General features: G+C 41.6%; 15 protein-coding genes, 10 tRNA genes and 3 pseudogenes. 21 read left to right on the top strand and 7 right to left on the bottom strand.

All coding sequences use genetic code 11. The annotated features are described in order from the left end of the window. The first annotated feature begins 34 nt into the window (after positions 1-34). The 4 genes and pseudogenes from pilG to AC4MDD_RS12525 all read left to right on the top strand — a co-directional run. Entirely contained in the window at positions 35-418 is a 384-nt protein-coding gene (gene pilG, locus AC4MDD_RS12540) for a twitching motility response regulator PilG (protein WP_004694493.1), read from the top strand. Positions 419-448: 30 nt separating this feature from the next. Further along, entirely contained in the window at positions 449-817 is a 369-nt protein-coding gene (locus tag AC4MDD_RS12535; protein ID WP_004694491.1) for a response regulator, read from the top strand. Between the two features lie 5 nt (positions 818-822). Further along, positions 823-1,359: a chemotaxis protein CheW gene (locus AC4MDD_RS12530; RefSeq protein WP_279691184.1), complete on the top strand. Its 537-nt coding sequence runs from the start codon at positions 823-825 to the stop codon at positions 1,357-1,359. 50 nt (positions 1,360-1,409) lie between these two features. Then, a pseudogene (locus AC4MDD_RS12525) lies at positions 1,410-2,474 on the top strand (chemotaxis protein); the annotation flags it as partial. Positions 2,475-2,491: 17 nt separating this feature from the next. Here the strand turns inward: AC4MDD_RS12525 and AC4MDD_RS12520 are convergent. Beyond that, positions 2,492-3,582 (bottom strand): IS4-like element ISAba1 family transposase gene (locus tag AC4MDD_RS12520; RefSeq protein ID WP_100607965.1). Its coding sequence is split into 2 segments (ribosomal slippage): positions 2,492-3,042 and positions 3,042-3,582, totalling 1,092 coding nucleotides; the frame shifts between segments, so codons are not numbered across the junction. 72 nt (positions 3,583-3,654) lie between these two features. Between AC4MDD_RS12520 and AC4MDD_RS12515 the strand changes: the two are divergent. Next, positions 3,655-4,671, top strand: a pseudogene (locus AC4MDD_RS12515) (methyl-accepting chemotaxis protein); the annotation flags it as partial. A 165-nt stretch (positions 4,672-4,836) separates the two neighbouring features. After that, positions 4,837-5,631: pseudogene (locus AC4MDD_RS12510) on the top strand (Hpt domain-containing protein); the annotation flags it as partial. A gap of 26 nt (positions 5,632-5,657) precedes the next feature. On the opposite strand, the gene AC4MDD_RS12505 reads toward AC4MDD_RS12510, so the two are convergent. Then, positions 5,658-6,358 (bottom strand): IS1 family transposase gene (locus AC4MDD_RS12505; protein ID WP_491881741.1). Its coding sequence is split into 2 segments (ribosomal slippage): positions 5,658-5,734 and positions 5,734-6,358, totalling 702 coding nucleotides; the frame shifts between segments, so codons are not numbered across the junction. 77 nt (positions 6,359-6,435) lie between these two features. Here AC4MDD_RS12505 and AC4MDD_RS12500 point away from each other — a divergent pair. Further along, positions 6,436-10,110: a hybrid sensor histidine kinase/response regulator gene (locus tag AC4MDD_RS12500; protein ID WP_491881740.1), complete on the top strand. Its 3,675-nt coding sequence runs from the start codon at positions 6,436-6,438 to the stop codon at positions 10,108-10,110. Between the two features lie 4 nt (positions 10,111-10,114). After that, the gene (locus AC4MDD_RS12495; RefSeq protein WP_078425400.1) at positions 10,115-10,576 is read left to right on the top strand and encodes a hypothetical protein; all 462 of its coding nucleotides are present in this window, start codon (positions 10,115-10,117) and stop codon (positions 10,574-10,576) included. Positions 10,577-10,635: 59 nt separating this feature from the next. On the opposite strand, the gene dapE is transcribed toward AC4MDD_RS12495, so the two are convergent. The 3 genes from dapE to AC4MDD_RS12480 form a co-directional block, all read right to left on the bottom strand. After that, the gene (gene dapE, locus AC4MDD_RS12490) at positions 10,636-11,769 is read right to left on the bottom strand and encodes a succinyl-diaminopimelate desuccinylase (RefSeq protein WP_078388413.1); all 1,134 of its coding nucleotides are present in this window, start codon (positions 11,767-11,769) and stop codon (positions 10,636-10,638) included. A 116-nt stretch (positions 11,770-11,885) separates the two neighbouring features. Continuing rightward, the gene (locus AC4MDD_RS12485; RefSeq protein ID WP_010326244.1) at positions 11,886-12,032 is read right to left on the bottom strand and encodes an entericidin A/B family lipoprotein; all 147 of its coding nucleotides are present in this window, start codon (positions 12,030-12,032) and stop codon (positions 11,886-11,888) included. 157 nt (positions 12,033-12,189) lie between these two features. Next, positions 12,190-13,068 (bottom strand): DUF1853 family protein, encoded by an 879-nt coding sequence (locus AC4MDD_RS12480; protein WP_491881739.1) that lies wholly within the window; start codon positions 13,066-13,068, stop codon positions 12,190-12,192. 97 nt (positions 13,069-13,165) lie between these two features. Here AC4MDD_RS12480 and AC4MDD_RS12475 point away from each other — a divergent pair, with 97 nt between their 5' ends. From AC4MDD_RS12475 to AC4MDD_RS12415, 13 genes are all read left to right on the top strand, one after another. Beyond that, complete coding sequence (locus AC4MDD_RS12475) at positions 13,166-13,558, top strand: YbaN family protein (protein WP_062034333.1); 393 nt, start codon at positions 13,166-13,168, stop codon at positions 13,556-13,558. Continuing rightward, positions 13,558-14,061, top strand: a complete 504-nt coding sequence (gene elsL / locus AC4MDD_RS12470; protein WP_178896076.1) for a cell wall-recycling L,D-carboxypeptidase ElsL — start codon at positions 13,558-13,560, stop codon at positions 14,059-14,061. Before AC4MDD_RS12475 ends, elsL begins: the two co-directional genes overlap by 1 nt. Before the next feature lie 306 nt (positions 14,062-14,367). Continuing rightward, positions 14,368-14,443, top strand: a tRNA-Val gene (locus AC4MDD_RS12465). 25 nt (positions 14,444-14,468) lie between these two features. Beyond that, positions 14,469-14,545 (top strand) — tRNA-Asp (locus AC4MDD_RS12460). Positions 14,546-14,594: 49 nt separating this feature from the next. Next, positions 14,595-14,671 (top strand) — tRNA-Asp (locus AC4MDD_RS12455). 21 nt (positions 14,672-14,692) lie between these two features. Beyond that, a tRNA-Val gene (locus AC4MDD_RS12450) sits at positions 14,693-14,768 on the top strand. Positions 14,769-14,781: 13 nt separating this feature from the next. Next, positions 14,782-14,858: transfer RNA gene (locus AC4MDD_RS12445), tRNA-Asp, on the top strand. Positions 14,859-14,925: 67 nt separating this feature from the next. After that, positions 14,926-15,001, top strand: a tRNA-Val gene (locus AC4MDD_RS12440). An 11-nt stretch (positions 15,002-15,012) separates the two neighbouring features. Continuing rightward, positions 15,013-15,089, top strand: a tRNA-Asp gene (locus tag AC4MDD_RS12435). 64 nt (positions 15,090-15,153) lie between these two features. Then, positions 15,154-15,229, top strand: a tRNA-Val gene (locus AC4MDD_RS12430). Between the two features lie 50 nt (positions 15,230-15,279). Further along, positions 15,280-15,356 (top strand) — tRNA-Asp (locus AC4MDD_RS12425). Positions 15,357-15,444: 88 nt separating this feature from the next. Then, a tRNA-Val gene (locus AC4MDD_RS12420) sits at positions 15,445-15,520 on the top strand. Positions 15,521-15,605: 85 nt separating this feature from the next. Next, positions 15,606-16,067: a DUF2750 domain-containing protein gene (locus AC4MDD_RS12415; protein WP_004694470.1), complete on the top strand. Its 462-nt coding sequence runs from the start codon at positions 15,606-15,608 to the stop codon at positions 16,065-16,067. A 17-nt stretch (positions 16,068-16,084) separates the two neighbouring features. Here AC4MDD_RS12415 and AC4MDD_RS12410 read toward each other — a convergent pair whose 3' ends face one another. Continuing rightward, positions 16,085-16,864, bottom strand: coding sequence for a YdcF family protein (locus tag AC4MDD_RS12410; RefSeq protein ID WP_491881738.1), 780 nt, complete (start codon positions 16,862-16,864; stop codon positions 16,085-16,087). A 94-nt stretch (positions 16,865-16,958) separates the two neighbouring features. Then, positions 16,959-19,625: a PepSY domain-containing protein gene (locus AC4MDD_RS12405; RefSeq protein ID WP_491881737.1), complete on the bottom strand. Its 2,667-nt coding sequence runs from the start codon at positions 19,623-19,625 to the stop codon at positions 16,959-16,961. Between the last annotated feature and the right edge of the window lie 66 nt (positions 19,626-19,691).

Here is a 19,691-nt window from a genome sequence, read left to right as displayed (position 1 = left end):
ACAAACATTCTAAAAATGGGAAGGGTCATATTAAATGGACGATAAATTCCAGAATCTAAAAGTAATGGTCATTGATGATTCAAAAACCATTCGTCGCACAGCTGAAACATTATTGCAACGTGAAGGTTGTGAAGTGGTGACTGCAGTTGATGGTTTTGACGCATTGTCAAAAATTGCTCAAGCCAATCCTGATATCGTATTTGTCGACATTATGATGCCACGACTAGATGGTTATCAAACGTGTGCATTAATCAAAAATTCACAAAATTATCAAAATATTCCTGTCGTGATGCTCTCTAGCAAAGATGGTCTATTTGACCAAGCCAAAGGGCGTGTTGTCGGTTCAGATGAATATTTAACAAAGCCGTTTAGTAAAGATGAATTATTAAATGCGATTCGTAATCACGTTTCAGCATAAATAATATAAGTGTAATTGGGGGAAAAAATTATGGCGCGTATTTTAATTGTGGATGACTCACCTACAGAGACATTCCGCTTTAAAGAAATTTTGGGGAAACACGGTTTTGAAGTGATTGAAGCGTCGAATGGTGCCGATGGTGTAACCATGGCTCAAGCTGAACTTCCTGATCTTGTGTTGATGGATGTGGTGATGCCAGGCGTTAATGGCTTTCAAGCAACCCGTCAAATTGCGCGTGGCGCAACAACAAAACACATTCCCGTAGTGATCGTCAGTACTAAAGATCAGGCTACAGACCGTGTATGGGGTAAGCGTCAAGGTGCGTGTGATTATTTAACCAAGCCTGTTGATGAAAACCAACTGATTGATGTGATTAAGCAACACCTGAACGCAGGATAAGCTCTATGGCAGCAAATGGATTTATCGAATTACTTCGACTTGCTAAACGTGGTAATAAAAACTACGTTTCAAACGAAAATGAGGTAAACCGCTGGTCGGGCATTGCTTTTGAGATGATGGGGCAATATTTCGTTGCGCCATTAGGTGAAGTTGCAGAGGTGATTTATCCTCCGAAATATACCTTAGTGCCAAATACTCAACCTTGGGTTGTGGGTTTGGCCAATATTCGGGGACGTTTACTTTCTGTTGCCGATTTAGCGCACTATGTATCAGGGCATCGCAGTGCGTATTCACCAACTCAAAAAGTACTCTGTATTAGTCACAATGACCACTATGTCGGTTTAGTTGTAGATCAGGTTCTGGGGATTCAGCACTTTAATAAGAAAAGTTTCTTTTCTAAACATCAAGATTTAGATCGGAATTTAAAAGAATATTGCCAAGGGTATTTTCACCAACACAACCAACAATGGCATGTTTTCTTATTCAGTCGCTTATTAGACAATCCAAAGTATATGAACGCATCTATAAAATTTATAAATTAATATCATTGTCGCGCGCGAAATTATAAGGGCGTAAATCGGGGAGAAGCTGCATGGGCTTTAAACTTAAAAAGAAAAATACGGATGGAAGCAGTAACCGCTCAGGTGGAAATGCTTTAGTAGCAAAACTTCAATCACAGACGGAACAGTTTTCACGTGTATTTGGTGATAGTGAAAAGTCCAAGCCATTAATTTTGGGTGCGGCATTTTGTATCGTACTGGCAATTTTCTTACTGTTGTACCTATTCTATAGTGTACCTCGAAATAACGAATTCACCCGTAGCTTGGGTGATTTACGTCTTTTATCACAAACGATTTCGCGTCAGGCAACTGAAGCAACAGCATCAGGTACCCCAGAAGCCATTAAAAAACTGACAGAATCACAAAAGTCTTTTGCTGAAAATTTAGAAACAGTAAAAGATATTCACGCGAGCACAGACGCACTGCGTGAAGTAGATGCACAGTGGAAAAAAGTTTCTGAAAATATTGATTTAATTGCTTCACAACAAAAAATCATTAACCAACTCTACGATACCAACATTGCGATTAGTGAAAGTATTCCGGGGATTCAGGCCGAATACAACTTAATGGTTGACCAAATGGCACGTCAAAATGTGCCAGCTAACCAAGTCGTAATTGCAAAAAACCAAGTATTCATTGCGGAACGTATTTTACGTTCAATTGGTTCGGTATTAACCGGTTCAGACAACTCGCGTGAATCTGCGGATGACTTTAGCTCAGATACAGAAACCTTCGCGTCATACTTAAACGCACAGTTAAATGGCAGTGCGGATTTAGGTGTAGAGCGTATTAATGACCCTGAAATGCGTGACTCTTTAACCAGTATTCAATCTGAATATGATGATGTACTGAAGTCAGCAGCAGCAACCGTCTTAAAGAACTCATCACAAATCGTTAAAGTACGCCAAGCGTCATCATCGATTTTTGAACAGTCGGATGCTTTGTTAAGCAATTTGAACAAATTGTCAGGTGGTACAGGTTTAGCGATTGCAATTCCTGCCTTAGGTCTAATTCTAGCCCTGATTGCCTTCTTATTCTGTGTATTTAAATTACTTGTACTTCGTGGCGAATCAGATAAAAAACGTGTATCTCGTCTCTCTGTACACGACAAATTTCACAGAACCCTTATCCTATCAGGATTCTGCCTTCTTAAAATTGCCAAAATTTCCTTAAACTCTTCTTTTTTCCCAAAACCAATTAAACGCTGAATCGCCATTTGAACATAGTCTAAACCATAGCGAAATAAACTCATTGAGAGTCGTCCATGCTTCTTTATTTTTATCGCTTTTTTTTGATCATGTTGCCATTCACCCGTTAAGTAACACCAACAGAAGCTTATAGCTAACACCGCAATCAATTTTTTCACTCGTCTAGGGTCTGTCAAGCGCGTATTTTCAAGATTAAACCCGCGTCCTTTGAGACAACTGAATAAGGTTTCAATTTCCCAGCGTAATGCATAATCCTGAATAGCATTGGCATTAAACTGAGGAGAAACGACGAGTAAAAGCTCTCCATTTTCTAACTGTAGTGCACTTATATATAGTTTCACCCGACCAACCAAAATCCGTCGTTTACGACATTCAATTTGACCAACTTTAAGATGGCGAAATAAATCACTAATTTTATGATTCTTTCCTAAATGATTGGTGACAATGAAGTTTTTTTAACACGAATGCAGAAGTTGATGTCTTGTTCAATTAACCATGTAAACCACTGCTCACCGATAAACTCTCTGTCTGCGAACACATTCACAATACGGTCTTTACCAAAAATGGCTATAAAGCGTTGAATCAAAGCAATGCGCTCTTTCGTATCTGAATTTCCACGTTTATTAAGCAATGTCCAAAGGATAGGTATCGCTATTCCACGATAAACGATTGCGAGCATCAGGATATTAATATTTCGTTTTCCCCATTTCCAATTGGTTCTATCTAAAGTCAGTTGCACTTGGTCGAATGAAAACATATTGAAAATCAACTGAGAAATTTGACGATAATCAAAATACTGACCTGCAAAGAAGCGCTGCATACGTCGATAAAATGATTGTGGTAAGCACTTGATGGGCAAGGCTTTAGATGCAGAAGAAAGATTACATGTTTGCTTTAAAATAATCACAAGCATGATGAGCGCAAAGCACTTTAAATGTGACTTGTTCCATTTTAGAGATTTGTTTAAGATAAGATATAACTCATTGAGATGTATCATAGTATTCGTCGTTAGAAAACAATTATTGTGACATTATTTCAATGAGTTATCTATTTTTGTCGTGTACAGAGATCTCGTCTACAAGATGAATATGACCGTAACCAAAACGCGATTTTACGTTTACTGGATGAGATTGCCGATCTTGCAGATGGTGACTTGCGTTCATATGCTACGGTATCTGAAGACTTCACGGGTGCAATTGCCGACTCGATTAACTTCGCAATTGACCAATTGCGTGACCTTGTATCGCGTATTACTGAAACCTCTCAAGAGGTTGCACAATATACGGCAAGTACGCAGGGGATTACCAACCAGTTAGCCGAAGCATCTGAACACCAAGCGCAAGAAATTGCGGGTGCATCTGCCGCGATTAACGAAATGGCAATGTCAATTGACCAAGTATCTTCAAACGCTGAAGAATCTGCGGTGGTAGCGGAACGTTCAGTAAAAATTGCTGCAAATGGCGCGAATGTTGTAAACCGTTCAATTGAAGGTATGGATATCATTCGTGAGCAGATTCAAGAAACCTCTAAACGTATTAAACGTTTGGGTGAATCTTCACAAGAGATTGGTAACATCGTTGCCTTGATTAACGATATTGCCGACCAAACGAACATCTTGGCTTTAAACGCAGCGATCCAAGCATCGATGGCAGGTGAAGCAGGTCGTGGTTTCGCCGTGGTTGCGGATGAAGTACAGCGTCTTGCAGAGCGTTCAGCTTCAGCAACCAAACAGATTGAAACACTGGTGAAAACCATTCAGACCGACACCAACGAAGCTGTAATTTCGATGGAACAAACCACGTTTGAAGTTGTACGCGGTGCGAACTTATCTAAGGATGCGGGTGTTGCGCTAGATGAGATTCAAAACGTATCGGGTAATTTGGCGAAATTGATTGCAAACATTTCGGATGCAGCAAAGCTACAATCCGCGTCTGCAGGTCATATTGCAACTACGATGAATGTCGTACAAGAAATTACCTCACAAACCACCACTGCGACGTTCGATACAGCACGTTCAGTCTCTGAACTTGCGAACATGGCGGAAGCGTTACGTGAGTCTGTAACAGACTTTAAACTGCCTGATTAAGCGCTTGCTTCGGGGGAGGTATGCTGCTCATCGCTTGAGTAGCATACCAAAATCAGGATACACATCAACTCAATTAGCTTGAGCAAAAAGACTGGTTTGGGATGATGGTTATAATGAAGTTTATGCACCTTTTTTGGGTAGCTGACAACGCAAGAAGCCTTAGCTATGAAAGAAATATTAAAACATTTAGTTGAAACGACAACGCTTCCGGAAGATAGTTATCTAGATCAAGATGCAGAAATTCTTGAAATTTTTGTTGAAGAAATTGAAGAAATCTTCGTTGAGTTAGATCCATTATTTGAAAAGTGGTACGCTGAACCGACCCATCAAGAAACCTTATTGAGCATACGTCGTCACTTCCATACCTTAAAAGGCTCTGGTCGTATGGTGGGGGCAAAGTCAGCAGGTGAAACAGCATGGGGGGTTGAAGATACCTTAAATCGTGTGATTTCAGGTGCTGTACCGCTCACAGCAACGGTTCAAAAATTTGCTAAGACAGTATTTAAACTGTATCAATTTAAACTGTATCCGACTTTTAAAGCGGTGCAGGAAATTGATCTTGATCTTCGTCCATTGGTTTTAATTGGACAACAATTACAACAAAATCAAAGTTTAGAACCTGCTCTAGAAGAGTTGCTACAACTGTCTAATCATCTAAATAGTAATGATGTCGTGACGGGACTAGAGCTGAGCGATATCGAAGTGGCTGAATCTGAGCCACAAGTTGCAGACGTTTCTGAGCAGGATGATCAAGTGCATGATGTCCTTGAAGAAACTTTAGCGATTTTCATTGAAGAAGCGGAAGACCATTTAGCGACTATCGATCAGTTCTTAAATGCAGATGAAACCAAAGTACAAGATTACAATGGTTTAATCCGTGCTTTACATACATTGCGCGGTAGTTCGTCTATGGCGCAAATTGAGCATGTCTTTAATGCCAGCTCAAAAGTTGAAAATTTGGTGGTGTTTTAAAAAGTATGCTGACATTAAATGAAGCCATTATTGATGTAAAAGAAGGTTAAGTCGAAGGCTTTAAAATGGTTTTCAAGCTTTTTGGAGAATTACAACTTCTTCTAAAACCACGCCTTATTCGATGCCTTATTTTGCAATTATTACCTTCAATTCCTACAGTAAAAAACTTACCAATACTTTGCTTGCAGTTTTTAAAAGCAGTGATGAAACTGTCCCAATGATCACTTGCAATTCGGGTGTAGTGAATACCTAATTGTTTAAGCTTTGTCTTCAACCTTTGGACTGTAGCTAAATCTCTCTTACCCCAAACATAAGCAACAATCTCACCTGTTTCTCGATGGTAAGCGTAAATAAGCCATTGTTTATTATTTTTATTTCCAACAAAAGTCCAGAATTCATCTACTTCGAGAGATTCATAATGACTTTGTTTAGGCTGAATTTGATAGGCCGATTCAGTTAAAGTCCGTAAGACTTTACCGATACTAATGCGCTCAACTTCAGCGATATCTCGTATACCGCTGCCTCTGACCATTAACTGTAATATTTTACGAGTAATGCCAGAATTACATCCTAGATAGCTCAGAGCATGGTCACCAATAAACTGACGTTTGCAGTCTTTGCATTGGTAGTTCTGTTTCCCATCTACTTTGATGCCATTTTTCTTTATATTGTCACTGAGGCAGGTTGGACATTTGATTTCTAGAGTTATTTGCATTTCTCTATTTTATCAAAATTCAACCTGCTTTTTTTTAGCATACTTTTTGATACACCACCGAAAATTTATTTAAAACCTTGGTTCAAGAAGAGATCGTTTCTACTTCGAAGGAAATCTCTTTACTCACCCAATATGCTGAATTTGTACGTGACTATTTACATGTGCTTGGGCGTGGTACGAACGAACAGCTTGACGTGATTTATGCTACGTTCACTACGGCTTGGGATAACTATGGTTTCAGTATAGAAGACGTAGACGATGAACTGAACCCACAAGGTATGGTTTCGAAGCTGATCGAGTTAAATATTGATCTGCTGCTTGACGCCGAGTTTGAGTTTGATCAGCGGGCCAAAGCTGAATATCCAGACTATATTCAGCACTTAGGTGAACAAGCAAAACAATTGCTGGAATTCACCAATAACCGTGCTGCACAAGGAATCCATGACTTTACTTCTGAGCTATATGCTGGTTATCAAGCCTTACTGGAAAAGCCAGAATTACTCAATGTAGATTATGCATACGAGTTATTTGGTCAGGCACATCAAGAATTTATCCATTTATTTGACACTTTAGCTGCGGGTCAGCGTGTCATTCTGACTGAAGAAGTGCATAAAGTTCTGAATGAATTAATGGCCTTCGTACAGCAAGATGTTGAATCGACTTCGACGACGGTAATTGAACCTGTTGCTGAGGCTATTGTTTCTGGAAATACTTTACAACCAAGCCTTGATCTTGCGCAGATTTCGCAGCAAATTGCATCGGATCATCAGTACAAGCAATCGAATACGGCCAATACCGATTTTGATGATGATTTGCTCGATATCTTCTTGGAAGAAGCCGAAGAATTATTGATGGGGATGGATCAGGATCTCAATACTTGGTCTAAAAATGGCAATGATACCGCGGCACTCAATAATTTAATGCGTTATTTGCACACCTTAAAAGGTGGTGCCAATATGATTTCTGCACCTTTTATTGGTTCGATTGCACACGAATTAGAGTCTATTTATGAACGTGTGATTCGTCAGCAAATTGCCACAACGCCACAGTTGATCAGCATCATACGTTTAGTACAGGATGACGTCGCAGACCGAATTCAGGTCATTCGCACCGAGAAGGTTGATTATCCAGCAACAGCAACCATCAAGGTACTGCATAACATTCAGAGCTTAGTTGAGGGTACGACTGTTACAACTACAGTATCCGAGCCTTTAGTTGAAGCGTTTGTTGCGGCAGTTGAAGAACCTTTATCTAATATAGATAGAACGATTGAAGCTGAGGCAGCTGCGGTTGAGTCAGCAACTGCGATTGAAGAGCCGAGTGTAGTTGATAACACTGACGTTACTGTCGTTGAACAGCTGGATACTCCGTCACTTGTCCAAGAAGAAGCATTCAGCGCTGTTGAAGAAGCAGCTAGTCTTTTATCAATTGTTGAAGAAACCTTCTTGGAAGAAGCTGAAGAAATTTTAGCGACTACGGATGGCTTACTGAAACAGTGGACTGAACAACGTAGTGACCGTAGTGTGTTACTACAATTGCAACGTGCTGCGCACAGCTTAAAAGGCGGCGCGCGTATGGCGGAGAATGAACCCGTTGGTGCGATTGCTTATGAACTAGAAACCACATTTGAGCAATTTGCTGTACATAATTTCAGTTCAAACGTGTATGACCCATTATTGCAAACTGCATTTGAATGGTTAAAACAAGCCATCTTCAAACGTGATTTCAGTAATTATGATGGTTTGAAAAATAGCTTAGCATCTATTGATTATGTGGATGTGATTGCGCAATTACCGACGCGTGTAACTCAAATTGATTTACTCAATGCGGTACCAAGTTTTGAGTTTGTGCAGGGTGATGGTACGGAGCCGCCAGCAATGCTGGGTGAGTGGAAAGAAAAGACTCACTTGGATGGCGGTAATGAGATGATCCGTATCTCAGCTGATTTGGTTGAAAAAATGATCGACCTATCAGGTGAAAATGCAATTAACCGTTCACGTATTGAAATGGATTTAGGTCAACTCGGCAATACGTTGAACGAGATGGAGCTTGCAATTAAGCGTTTGGCAGATCAGTTACGTCGAATGGAAGGCGAGCTTGAGAGTCAAATTATTGCGAAGCATGGTTCTGAAAACTCGCGCTACGCAGACTTTGACCCCTTGGAAATGGACCAATATTCATCGCTGAATCAATTGTCTAAATCCTTAGCCGAATCAGCTTCGGATTTGGTCGACTTTAAGAGCACTTTGGCTGAGAAAATTCGTGATGCGGAAGGCTTGTTATTACAACAATCCCGTATTCAAGCAGAGATTCAAGAAAGCTTAATGCGGACACGTTTGGTACCGTTCTCCCGTATGTTGCCGCGTTTGCAGCGTATTGTGCGTCAGACTGCATCAACCTTGAACCGTCCAACGGAACTGGTCGTCCATAACACAGAAGGTGAATTAGACCGTACGATTCTTGAACGTTTGGTTACGCCGTTTGAGCATATGCTACGTAACGCAATCGACCACGGTATTGAAGATGCGGAACAACGTAGTGCTGCGAAAAAATCAGCGACAGGCCAAATTGAACTGAACATTAGTCGTCAAGGTACGGATGTTATCGTCAGCTTTAAAGATGATGGTAAGGGTATTGATGAAAGCACGATTAAAGCGAAAGCGCTAAATTTAGGTTTAATTAAAACCGATCAAGTGCTAGATAAACAGGAAATCTTGCAGTTTATTTTCCATCCGGGTTTTAGTACGGCCAAAGAAGTGACGCAAATTTCTGGACGTGGTGTCGGTCTTGATGTGGTGCAAAGTGAAATTAAAGCACTGGGCGGACATGTCACGGTTGAATCGGAAATTGGATTCGGTACGACCTTCATTATTCGCGTACCGACTACGGTAGCGGTGAGTGATGCCTTGATGGTGAAAGCCGGTGATCAACAATATGCGATTCCATTGGCGCAGATTGATCGTATTGTGCGTATTGCTCCAACAGCACTGGATCACTATTTCCACAGCAAAGATGACCAATTCAAAATTGATGGTGTGAGTTATAAACTGCGCTATTTATCTGAGTTTTTATCAAATCAGCCGATTCCGCGTTTGAGTAATATTGGACATTCATTGCCAGTGTTGTTAATTAAAGGCAACAGTGGACAAACCATTGCATTGTTGGTTGATCAGCTGATTGGTTCACGTGCGCAAATTGTAGTGAAGCCGGTTGGACAACAGTTTGCCAGCATTGGTGCAATTGCGGGTGCAACGATTTTGGGTGATGGCCATGTGTGTTTGATTTTAGATGGGCAGAACATTGCACGTCAGATTTTAAGTACCAAGCGTGTGACGCATGCCGCCGATCACCGTGATTTTGGTCGCCATCAGGATACGCGTCGTTTAGTGATGATTGTGGATGACTCGGTCACGGTTCGTAAGGTCACATCGCGCTTATTAGAGCGCCAAGGCTTTGATATTGTGACTGCAAAAGATGGTGTCGATGCGATGGAGCAGCTGGAGAGTGTTAAACCAGACTTGATGTTGCTGGATATTGAAATGCCACGTATGGATGGTTTTGAAGTAACGAACTTGGTTCGTCACCACGAAATTCACCAGAACTTGCCGATTATTATGATTACATCGCGTACGGGTGAAAAACACCGTGAACGTGCTTTCAGCTTGGGCGTAACGTACTACATGGGCAAACCATTCCAAGAGGCAGAATTACTTGCCAACATTCAGCAGTTATTGGCTGAAAAGCAGGGGTAAATAAATGAATGCAAATGTTTCAAAGAGCATGAATGAGCAAATCAGTCAGCAAGAATTGCAATACCTGATTACGGTATCAACAGGTTTTATTGATGCTTATATTATTGAGTGTCATGGTAAAAACCCCATGCTCTTGCCGCAAAATATTGTTCTGTCTGCGCTCGACAGCGATACGCAAGTGAAAACGGTGGAATGGCACGATCTTCATCTGCCTGTTTATGCCATCAACCGTCCAGACCAAATGGAAGGGGTGGCGCTGGTGATTGAAGGGGATGATGCTTCTCAGCGCTTTGCTTTGATGTGTAATGAAATGCCGAAGTCAATTCGTTTGCGTATTTCTGAAATTGTTGATGATGAAAGCCCTGTGAATGATCCCACCATTTTCCAGCTGGTGCGTATGGGTGATAAGACTTACCACGTACCGAATTTAAATAAAATTCAGGCGAGTTTAGGTCTTTCTACTTAAGTTTGAATGCAATAAAAAAGAAACTCAATTGAGTTCCTTTTTTATATGGATTTGTACGCTTATGCCAAAAGACCTTCTAAAATTTGTTCGTAAATTTCAGCAAGCGGTTCAAGATCAGCGACATTTACATGTTCATCAATTTGATGGATGCTGGCATTGAGAACACCAAGTTCAAGTACTTGAGCACCTGTAGGAGCAATAAAGCGACCATCAGATGTTCCTCCTGAGGTTGAAAGCTCAGTTTCTACACCAGTCACATTACGAATAGCATTTTTAGCCGCATTCACCAACTCACCCACTGGCGTCAGGAATGGTAAGCCTGAGTGTGTCCATTTAATGTCGTAGACTAAACCATGTCGATCCAAAATTTCTAAAACACGTGCTTTTAATTCTTCAGCGGTTAATTCAGTTGAATAACGGAAATTGAAAGTCACGATCATGGTACCTGGGACGACATTGGTTGCCCCTGTACCAGCTTGAATATTGGACACTTGGAACGATGTCGCAGGGAAGTATTCGTTGCCCTGATCCCAAACCGTATCACAGAGTTCAGCAACGGCTTTAGAGGCCATGTGAATCGGGTTAATGGCCAAATGTGGATAAGCCACGTGACCTTGTTTTCCTTTCACTGTCAGTACTGCATTGAGTGAACCACGACGACCATTTTTAACAATATCACCCAGTTGATGTGTACTTGAAGGTTCACCCACCAAACACCACTTCATTTTTTCATTACGGGCTTCGAGTGTCTCGATCACTTTGACTGTGCCATTGATCGATGGACCTTCTTCATCTGAGGTGATGAGGAACGCGATTGAGCCTTTATGATTTGGGTGTTTTGCAACAAAGCGCTCAGAAGCAACCACCATTGCAGCCAAGGCAGTTTTCATGTCTGCACTGCCACGACCATAAAGCTTGCCATCACGAATTTCAGGGGCAAATGGGTCTGAGTTCCAAGCATCTAAATTACCTGTAGGAACGACATCGGTATGACCCGCAAAGCAGAATACAGGTGCTTCAGTACCTTTTCGTGCCCATAGATTATCAACATCATCAAAGCGCATAGACTCAATGTTGAAACCAATTTTTTTTAAACGTTCAGCCATAATATTTTGACAGTTGTGGTCCACAGGTGTAACCGATGGCTGGCGTAACAGTTGGAGGCTTAAATCGAGAGTAGCAGAAGAGGTCATGCGCATTTCAAAGTCAATAAAACAGTCGGCACTATAATAGGCGATTAATCTCTGGAATGCGAAACTTAGCAATAAAAAAACCTTATCTATTGATAAGGTTTTTATGCAAATATTAACTACTTGCGGATTTCATCTTGGGTTTTTTCAGCGGTATGTGATACAGCATTACCTGCTGAAGAGACATCTTTACCCATACCTTTGACGGTATTACAGCCTGTTAAAACAAAAAGCATCACTAGTGAACTTAAAACAATTTTTTTCATCGCTGTCTCCAAAATTTTTAGTGTATTCATCAAATGATTTTGTTCTGATGTTGTTTAAGATTAAAAAATAAACACTTTAAACAATAGCATCGTTTTACAGGAGATGAGTAAGCGTATGTTGCGTTATGTATTTTTGTATACACTAACTTGTGCAAAATCAAGTTAAAATCAAATTTGGATTTCGGTACATATAAAACTGATTGTTTTGATTTTGTAAGTACAGGCCATTGGTCCACCAATGTGCATTTTCGCTGCTGACTTCCGCATTTGGGCAAATCCACTCTTGACGCTGTAGGCGATAGTAATTTAAGTCGGTCGTTGGAATGATGTTACCCCAAATACCTAGTCGACGGTCAGGATTGAGCCAATGGGGGAGGGAGTATTGGTTTAAAGCATCAACTGCTGTGAAACCATTTATTATGGGGAGAAAGAGTTGTCCCTTTAAAACGGCAAAGCGCGTTTGAATGTCTGTGTCTAAAGCTTGCTGGAATTGGAACTGTTTATGGGTAAAGTGTTTTAGTTTTCGGTTTAAAGTATCGGTACGATTCAACCCATACCATGTGGTTAAGCTCAGATCTGTTTCACCCAAATAATATTTCAACGCGACTTCCCAATGCTCGATTTGATTGGTTTCGGTATTTTTAATTAAAAAGTCCAGCTCACCTGTAGTCCGTGCCCCATCAATGATTTGAATACTATGCCCCAATAATTCATATGCATGATAGTGATGATCCCGTAACCAAAACCACATAAACATTTCAAAGCGTAGACCTAGACGGGTACTTTTCAACTGAGCCATAAAGTCTTCAAGTTCTTTAGGGCCTTGATCGAGCTGTTTAAGGCGAGGTAAATAGGTTTGAAAGTGCTGTTGCCAGATCTGTGAGGGATGAAAATGAAAAGTATGTTGTATATCGAGCTCTGATGGCAACGCAGACAAAATGTTTGGACTTGCTACAGCAAAAGCCAATTGGCGAACCAATGGATGTTTGAATTGGAGCCAAGGTTCGAACAACTGATGCTGTGAAATGAGATGCATGCGAGTGCCTTAAAAAAGAAGCTAAATATGCAGAAGGACAACGGATAAAATTAAAAAACACTTTATACTACCGCAATTCGGTGCTCAGGAAAGTGGTATGAAAACGTTGTTTTGGCGTTGTTTAGTGGTGATCTTTGTCATCCTAGGCTTTATCGGTGCACTGTTGCCGGGTATGCCAACAACTGTTTTTCTGATCTTGGCCGCTTGGGCTGCATCTAAAGGTTGGCCACAAATGGATGCTTGGTTACTCAACCATCCTAAATATGGTGCAACGTTAAGAGCATGGCGTGCCAATGGAACTGTACCACGTAAAGCGAAATGGTTTGCCAGTATCATGATGTTGATCAGTGGACTGATCATGCTACTGACCAATGCACCATTTTTAGTGAAATTATTTACCAATACTACCATGCTACTTGTCGCAATATGGTTATGGTTACGTCCAGAACCAAATACTGGAATAGATAAAAAACAAATAGAGGACAACTGATGTCTTATGTAATTGCAGATGCAGACGTCTTGATTGATCTGGCTGAACAGACTTTAACGCTGCCTAAAAAGAATAAATTTTATCTGATCTCGTCAGGAAAAAATGGTATTGGCGAAACTGAAAATAGTGGTAAAACCCCACGGGGTTGGCATCTCGTTGCTGAGAAGCATGGTGCTGAGCAACCGCAAAATGCCGTTTTTATTGCTCGAAAGCCTACAGGTGAAGTATACGATACCGATTTAGCCAAGCAGTTTCCTGAACGTGACTGGATTTTGTCTCGGATTTTATGGCTGAGTGGTTTAGAAGAGGGCTTTAATCGCGGGGAAGGATGCGATACCTATCAACGTTATATCTATATTCATGGAACACCAGATAGTGAACCCATGGGGATGCCGATGTCGCATGGCTGTATTCGTATGCGTAATACGGATGTCATGGAGTTATTTGAACTAATTGATTGCAATGCGCTGGTTTATATTTCCGAACATAAACTTGAACTCTAAAAATAGCTGTTAAAAAATGTGCAAGCTTATTTTATTGAGTATTCAACGCTGTAATTTAAAATATGAATATTGAGTAGAAGAAGGGGATTAATCATAGAAAATGTGTATTTTGAGGAAAAGAAATTTAGCGAATAATCATTTTAATTTTCGCAAATATGTTAAATAACATACAGAAAATACTTGTTTTTATACCATTTGACCTATTTTTTAATCACTCGATTGCAAAAAAGCGAAAACAAGCCGAAAAGCGTTTGACAGCCTGTAAAGATTCTCTATAATGCACCTCACAAACGATAAAGACGTTAAGGGCGCTTAGCTCAGTTGGTAGAGCGTCTGCCTTACAAGCAGAATGTCGGCGGTTCGATCCCGTCAGCGCCCACCAAGCCTTTACGTTAAAGATCTTATGTGCAGCGGTAGTTCAGTTGGTTAGAATACCGGCCTGTCACGCCGGGGGTCGCGGGTTCGAGCCCCGTCCGCTGCGCCACTTAAGATTTTTAATATTGTTTGTACCACATTAGTGACTTTGTGTAAGTGCAGCGGTAGTTCAGTTGGTTAGAATACCGGCCTGTCACGCCGGGGGTCGCGGGTTCGAGCCCCGTCCGCTGCGCCATTTATACAGAATCCTTAATGAGGGCGCTTAGCTCAGTTGGTAGAGCGTCTGCCTTACAAGCAGAATGTCGGCGGTTCGATCCCGTCAGCGCCCACCAGATTTTTTGCGATGCAGCGGTAGTTCAGTTGGTTAGAATACCGGCCTGTCACGCCGGGGGTCGCGGGTTCGAGCCCCGTCCGCTGCGCCATTCAAAGAATCGATTAAATTTAAGTTCCTGAGCTTAAGTTTAAAACTAAGACTGACAATCTTAATCAGGGCGCTTAGCTCAGTTGGTAGAGCGTCTGCCTTACAAGCAGAATGTCGGCGGTTCGATCCCGTCAGCGCCCACCATATTTTACGACGCAGCGGTAGTTCAGTTGGTTAGAATACCGGCCTGTCACGCCGGGGGTCGCGGGTTCGAGCCCCGTCCGCTGCGCCATTTAAAATATAAATTTAAGTCCCTGAGCTTAAATTTGAAAACTAAGACTGACAATCTTAAATCAGGGCGCTTAGCTCAGTTGGTAGAGCGTCTGCCTTACAAGCAGAATGTCGGCGGTTCGATCCCGTCAGCGCCCACCATATTCAAGCTGTAAAGCTTAATGACCCTAATTGCATTCGCAATTACCGTTGCAGCGGTAGTTCAGTTGGTTAGAATACCGGCCTGTCACGCCGGGGGTCGCGGGTTCGAGCCCCGTCCGCTGCGCCATTTTCTAGATCCCTTGTGCTAGTAAATGGAATCAAGCAAGATTTCTTTCTTGTATCATAAAAATAGCGACGCTATTTTTATTTCTCAAGGGCGCTTAGCTCAGTTGGTAGAGCGTCTGCCTTACAAGCAGAATGTCGGCGGTTCGATCCCGTCAGCGCCCACCATATTCCCTTATCGTAAAAACCTTGCTTATCTCAAGCTGTTTTCATACACTTCTGTGCAATAATAATTTTAAAATATGACAGATTTATGAGAAACCCATATCAACGCAAAGCTGCGTCTAAAAATCAAAATACTGCTTACGATCCTCTTGAAATCTATCGTCTTTTTATCGAAACTATCGTGCATCAAGGCCATGTTATTGCCTTATATCAAGATGGCTGGGCTTTATGTGCTACGCCGACCGGTCAACGTTCTTTTGCGATGTGGCAGAGTAAAGGTTTAGCGCAGCTTTTGGTGAAAGATAATTGGGCAGGCTACGAAATCCAGAGTATTGGTCTCAGCGATTTAGTCGAAAAAGTGATTCCATTCTTGCGTTCAGAAAAAACCACGGTCTCGATGAATTTAAGCCCCGAAGGGCAAAATGTCTTGGTTGCACCAGAAAAATTATTATTAGATATCAAAAACTATTTATATCAATTTTCAATGCAGAAGCCTGAATTATTTAAACAATTACAATTACCGTCGCCACGGACAATCCGTCTTCATTAATTCATGAGGATTTCATTTTAGTATTCATTGAGTAGCCAACCACTCCAATATGCAAAATACTCACGTAACCATGCATTATAGCGAGTGGCAAGAGGTGTCTGAGCGCTGATCATGATAGGCGTTTGATAACCCTGACGTATGGCTATAGCACGACTACGGGGGATATGAAAATCGCTGGTCACAATAGCAATCGGTTGCTGTAGGGAAATATGCTGCTTGGCTAAAATCTTTTTACTATTGATCAGATTTAACTCGGTACTGGTACTTTGATCTTCGGTGTAAATACGCTGTGCTGGGATATGGTGTACATCAATCAGATACTGCCGCATTGCTTCAGCTTCACTATTTTTTTGCTGAAAAGATAGGCCACCACTGACGACCACAATGCTGTTGGGATGTAGCTTGGCATAGTTTGCCGCTTGATCTAAACGGCTGGCCAATGTTGGACTCGGTTTTCCATGCTTCAGACCACTCCCAAGAACTACAATAGCGGGTACAGCAACATGAGGGGTATTTTGTTGATTTGAAAACCCTAAAAAGACGAAGAAAATGACTAAGCTAAAAACCCAAACAAAGAAAATCGCCCAAGCCCAACGCCATATTGATTGTCTGATTGTATTGGTTTGAATATAGGCGATAAGTTTAGGATAGGCGAGTGCATAAATGATTAGACCTAGTCCAATCAATAAGGGCAAGAGGGTGCCAAAATTAAAGCGTAGTTGTAAAACAAAATACAAGCCGTCTGCGAACAGTAATGACCCGATAATAAAACTAATGACTCTTTTTGATTTTTGCATACAGGCTTGTGGGTTATCGTTTGCATGATTCTAGCAAATTTACGCATGAAAAAACCGAGCGCTGTGGCTCGGTTTTTTCATTTAGACTTAGTGTTTAGTAAACATCGCGACGGTAACGACCTTCTTGACGGAGTTGATCTAATTTTTCTTCACCTAAGATTTCAATTAGCGCCGCATCGACATCGCTCGCCATCCCATTAATGCTACCGCAGACATAAATTACGGCACCATTTTCAACCCATGTTTTAAGCTCAGTGGCTTGTTCACGTAGTTTATGGTGTACATAAACTTTCTCTACTTGATCTCGTGAGAACGCTAAATCTAAGCGTTGTAGCATGCCTGTGATTTGCCACGCTTCAATCGTACTTTGATAGAAGAAATCATGTTCACGTTGACGCTCACCAAAGATCAACCAGTTTTGCGTATAGTCTAGGCGGGTACGTGCATGGAGTAGACTCATTAAACCAGCGATGCCTGTGCCGTTTCCAATACAAATGATAGGACGGTTGTCATTGATCAAATGGAATGATTCATTGGTACGAATACGTAATGCGATAGGTTGTTGAAGCTCGGCATGTTGGGTTAACCAACCAGAACCTAAGCCCAGTTCACCTTCTGAATCTTGCTGTTGGCGCACGACCAAACGTAACACTTGTTGAGTCGGTACACTTGCAATCGAGTATTCACGTGTAGGTAAAAGGCTCAACTGTTCCAGTAAATGTTCCAAATTGGCAAAAGGCTCAATCTCTGTGTTGAGGTTCTTATCCCAAAGCGCTTGCTCAATTGAAATGGCTAAAGACTCAACGATGCTCTGTGCTGCAATATGATGCTTTTGCATGAAGGCTTGGATACGTGCGGTGCTGTTACCTGGTTGAACTTCAGCAATATCACCTGCTTGCCATGTTGCATCGAAGTTGGTTTTTAGCTCAATATTATAAGCATGTGCTCCGACACTATTTGGATTGAGTACTTCACGTTGTGCCAAATTCCATTGATCAAAGGTTTTGTCAATATTCATGGCTTGAAGCTCAAGTTTGGTTGCAGAGGCAAGAGCACTGTTCCAACGTTGAATATCATTGTTATCTGCGTTGTTGACTTCAATTATTTCAAACAAAGCATGTGCGCCATTGGCTTTTAACCAACGGTCAATACGATGTCCAAAACTACAATAGGAGTCAGGATATTCTTGAGAGCCTAAAGCCAACACGGCATAGTGAAGGTGTGACAAATCCAAAGTTGTATTTAAAAATTTCTTTTCAAAACTACTGGCTAAGTCAGGTGCTTCACCCGTGCCATAAGTACTTGCAACAAGAAGCACTTGCTCAGCAGCTTTTAGGTCATCCTGTGTTAAGTGTTGTACAGCTTTAACGCTTACAGGTTGTCTTGCTTCTTGTAAGCTGGTTGCAGTACGCCAAGCAATTTGTTCAGAAACACCCGTTTGAGTTGCATAGGCAATGAGCCATGGTTTCGCATGTGGATCAACCGGAACATTCAACGCTCCACCACGGGCTTGCTGGGTGAGTTTCTTTTGCTTACGGCGTTTAAGATACAGCATCCAACCCGTTACAAAGAACAGTGGCATCATCAGTGATGCAAACATGGCAAAGAATTGATAAATTGGGCCAAAGAAGCTACCACGGTGCACAGGAAGCATACTGCTCATGATTTTTTCATTCAGCTTCTTCTGCTCATACAACTCCATTTTTTCAATTTGTGAAGTTTGATAATTGAAGACCGCTGAGTTTCTCGCCCGCTCATGCTGTGGAATTGCATCTACAAATGAAAGCTCAAGTGTACCGTCAGACTTTTTCGGAATATTTAGGGTCAGGGTTGAATAGTCTCGACCAACTTGTGCGTTAAATCCTGTCCATGTTTGGGTTAAAGCAATTTGCACTTGTTCAGGAGATAAGCCTTTACGCTCGCCATGTTGTTCGCCTTGCCCACGTTCGCCACGTGCAGCGTGCTCACCTTGTGGCCCGCCACGACCTTGCTCACGTGATTCGCCACCACGAGCACCAGCCTGTTCGCCACGTGGGCCTTGAGCTGCACCAGTATTTGGACGGGGTCCTTCTTGCATTTGTGCTTGTGGGCGTTCAACGCCGAGGACTTTAAACATGCCATCGCGCCACCAATCATAAGACCAGTACAGTCCTGTACAGGCCAAGATCAGATAAAAAATCACCACCCAAGTACCAACAACAGCATGCAAATCCCAAATGAAGTTACGTCCTTTCAATTTAGGTTTAATAAAAAACCATTGTTTGATGGAATGACGTTTGGGCCAACGTAAGTACAGGCCACTCAATACAAAGAAAATAAGCATGAGGGTACAAGCGCCAGTAATTTGTTTACCGACAGGACCAACAGTTAAATTACGGTGCAACTGTTGAATAAAGTTAAAAAACTCACGGCCTTTAACTTCGGGTAAGACTTTAGCAGTATACGGGTTCACCATCATGTTATAACCACGACGTGCGCCTTCTTTCTCGATATTAACCGTACTTGAAGTGGTTGGCTCTTGAGCAATCGTAATACTATTGATTTTGATGGCAGGATCTTGTTTTTGGAAATGTAGATACAGCTCAGCAGGGGTTAATTTATTGTTTTGTGTTGCTTGAACGGTATAGCTTTCTGGGTTCATCCATTTTAAGATTTGTTGTTCATAAGAATAGATGGCCCCTGTGACGCCCATAAGCGACAGGATAAGACCCGCAGTGATTCCCAAAAACCAATGCACTTGGAAAAATGTTTTTTTAAACATGGCGATACTTAATGGTGAGCGATTTGTTGTGCGGAAATTATACCTGAAGATTGAGAAGATAATATG

It is taken from the genome of Acinetobacter sp. CAU_H_29a_1 (assembly GCF_058599505.1).
Note: the sequence above shows the minus strand (reverse complement) of the source record. Positions and strands in the feature narration are given on the sequence as shown.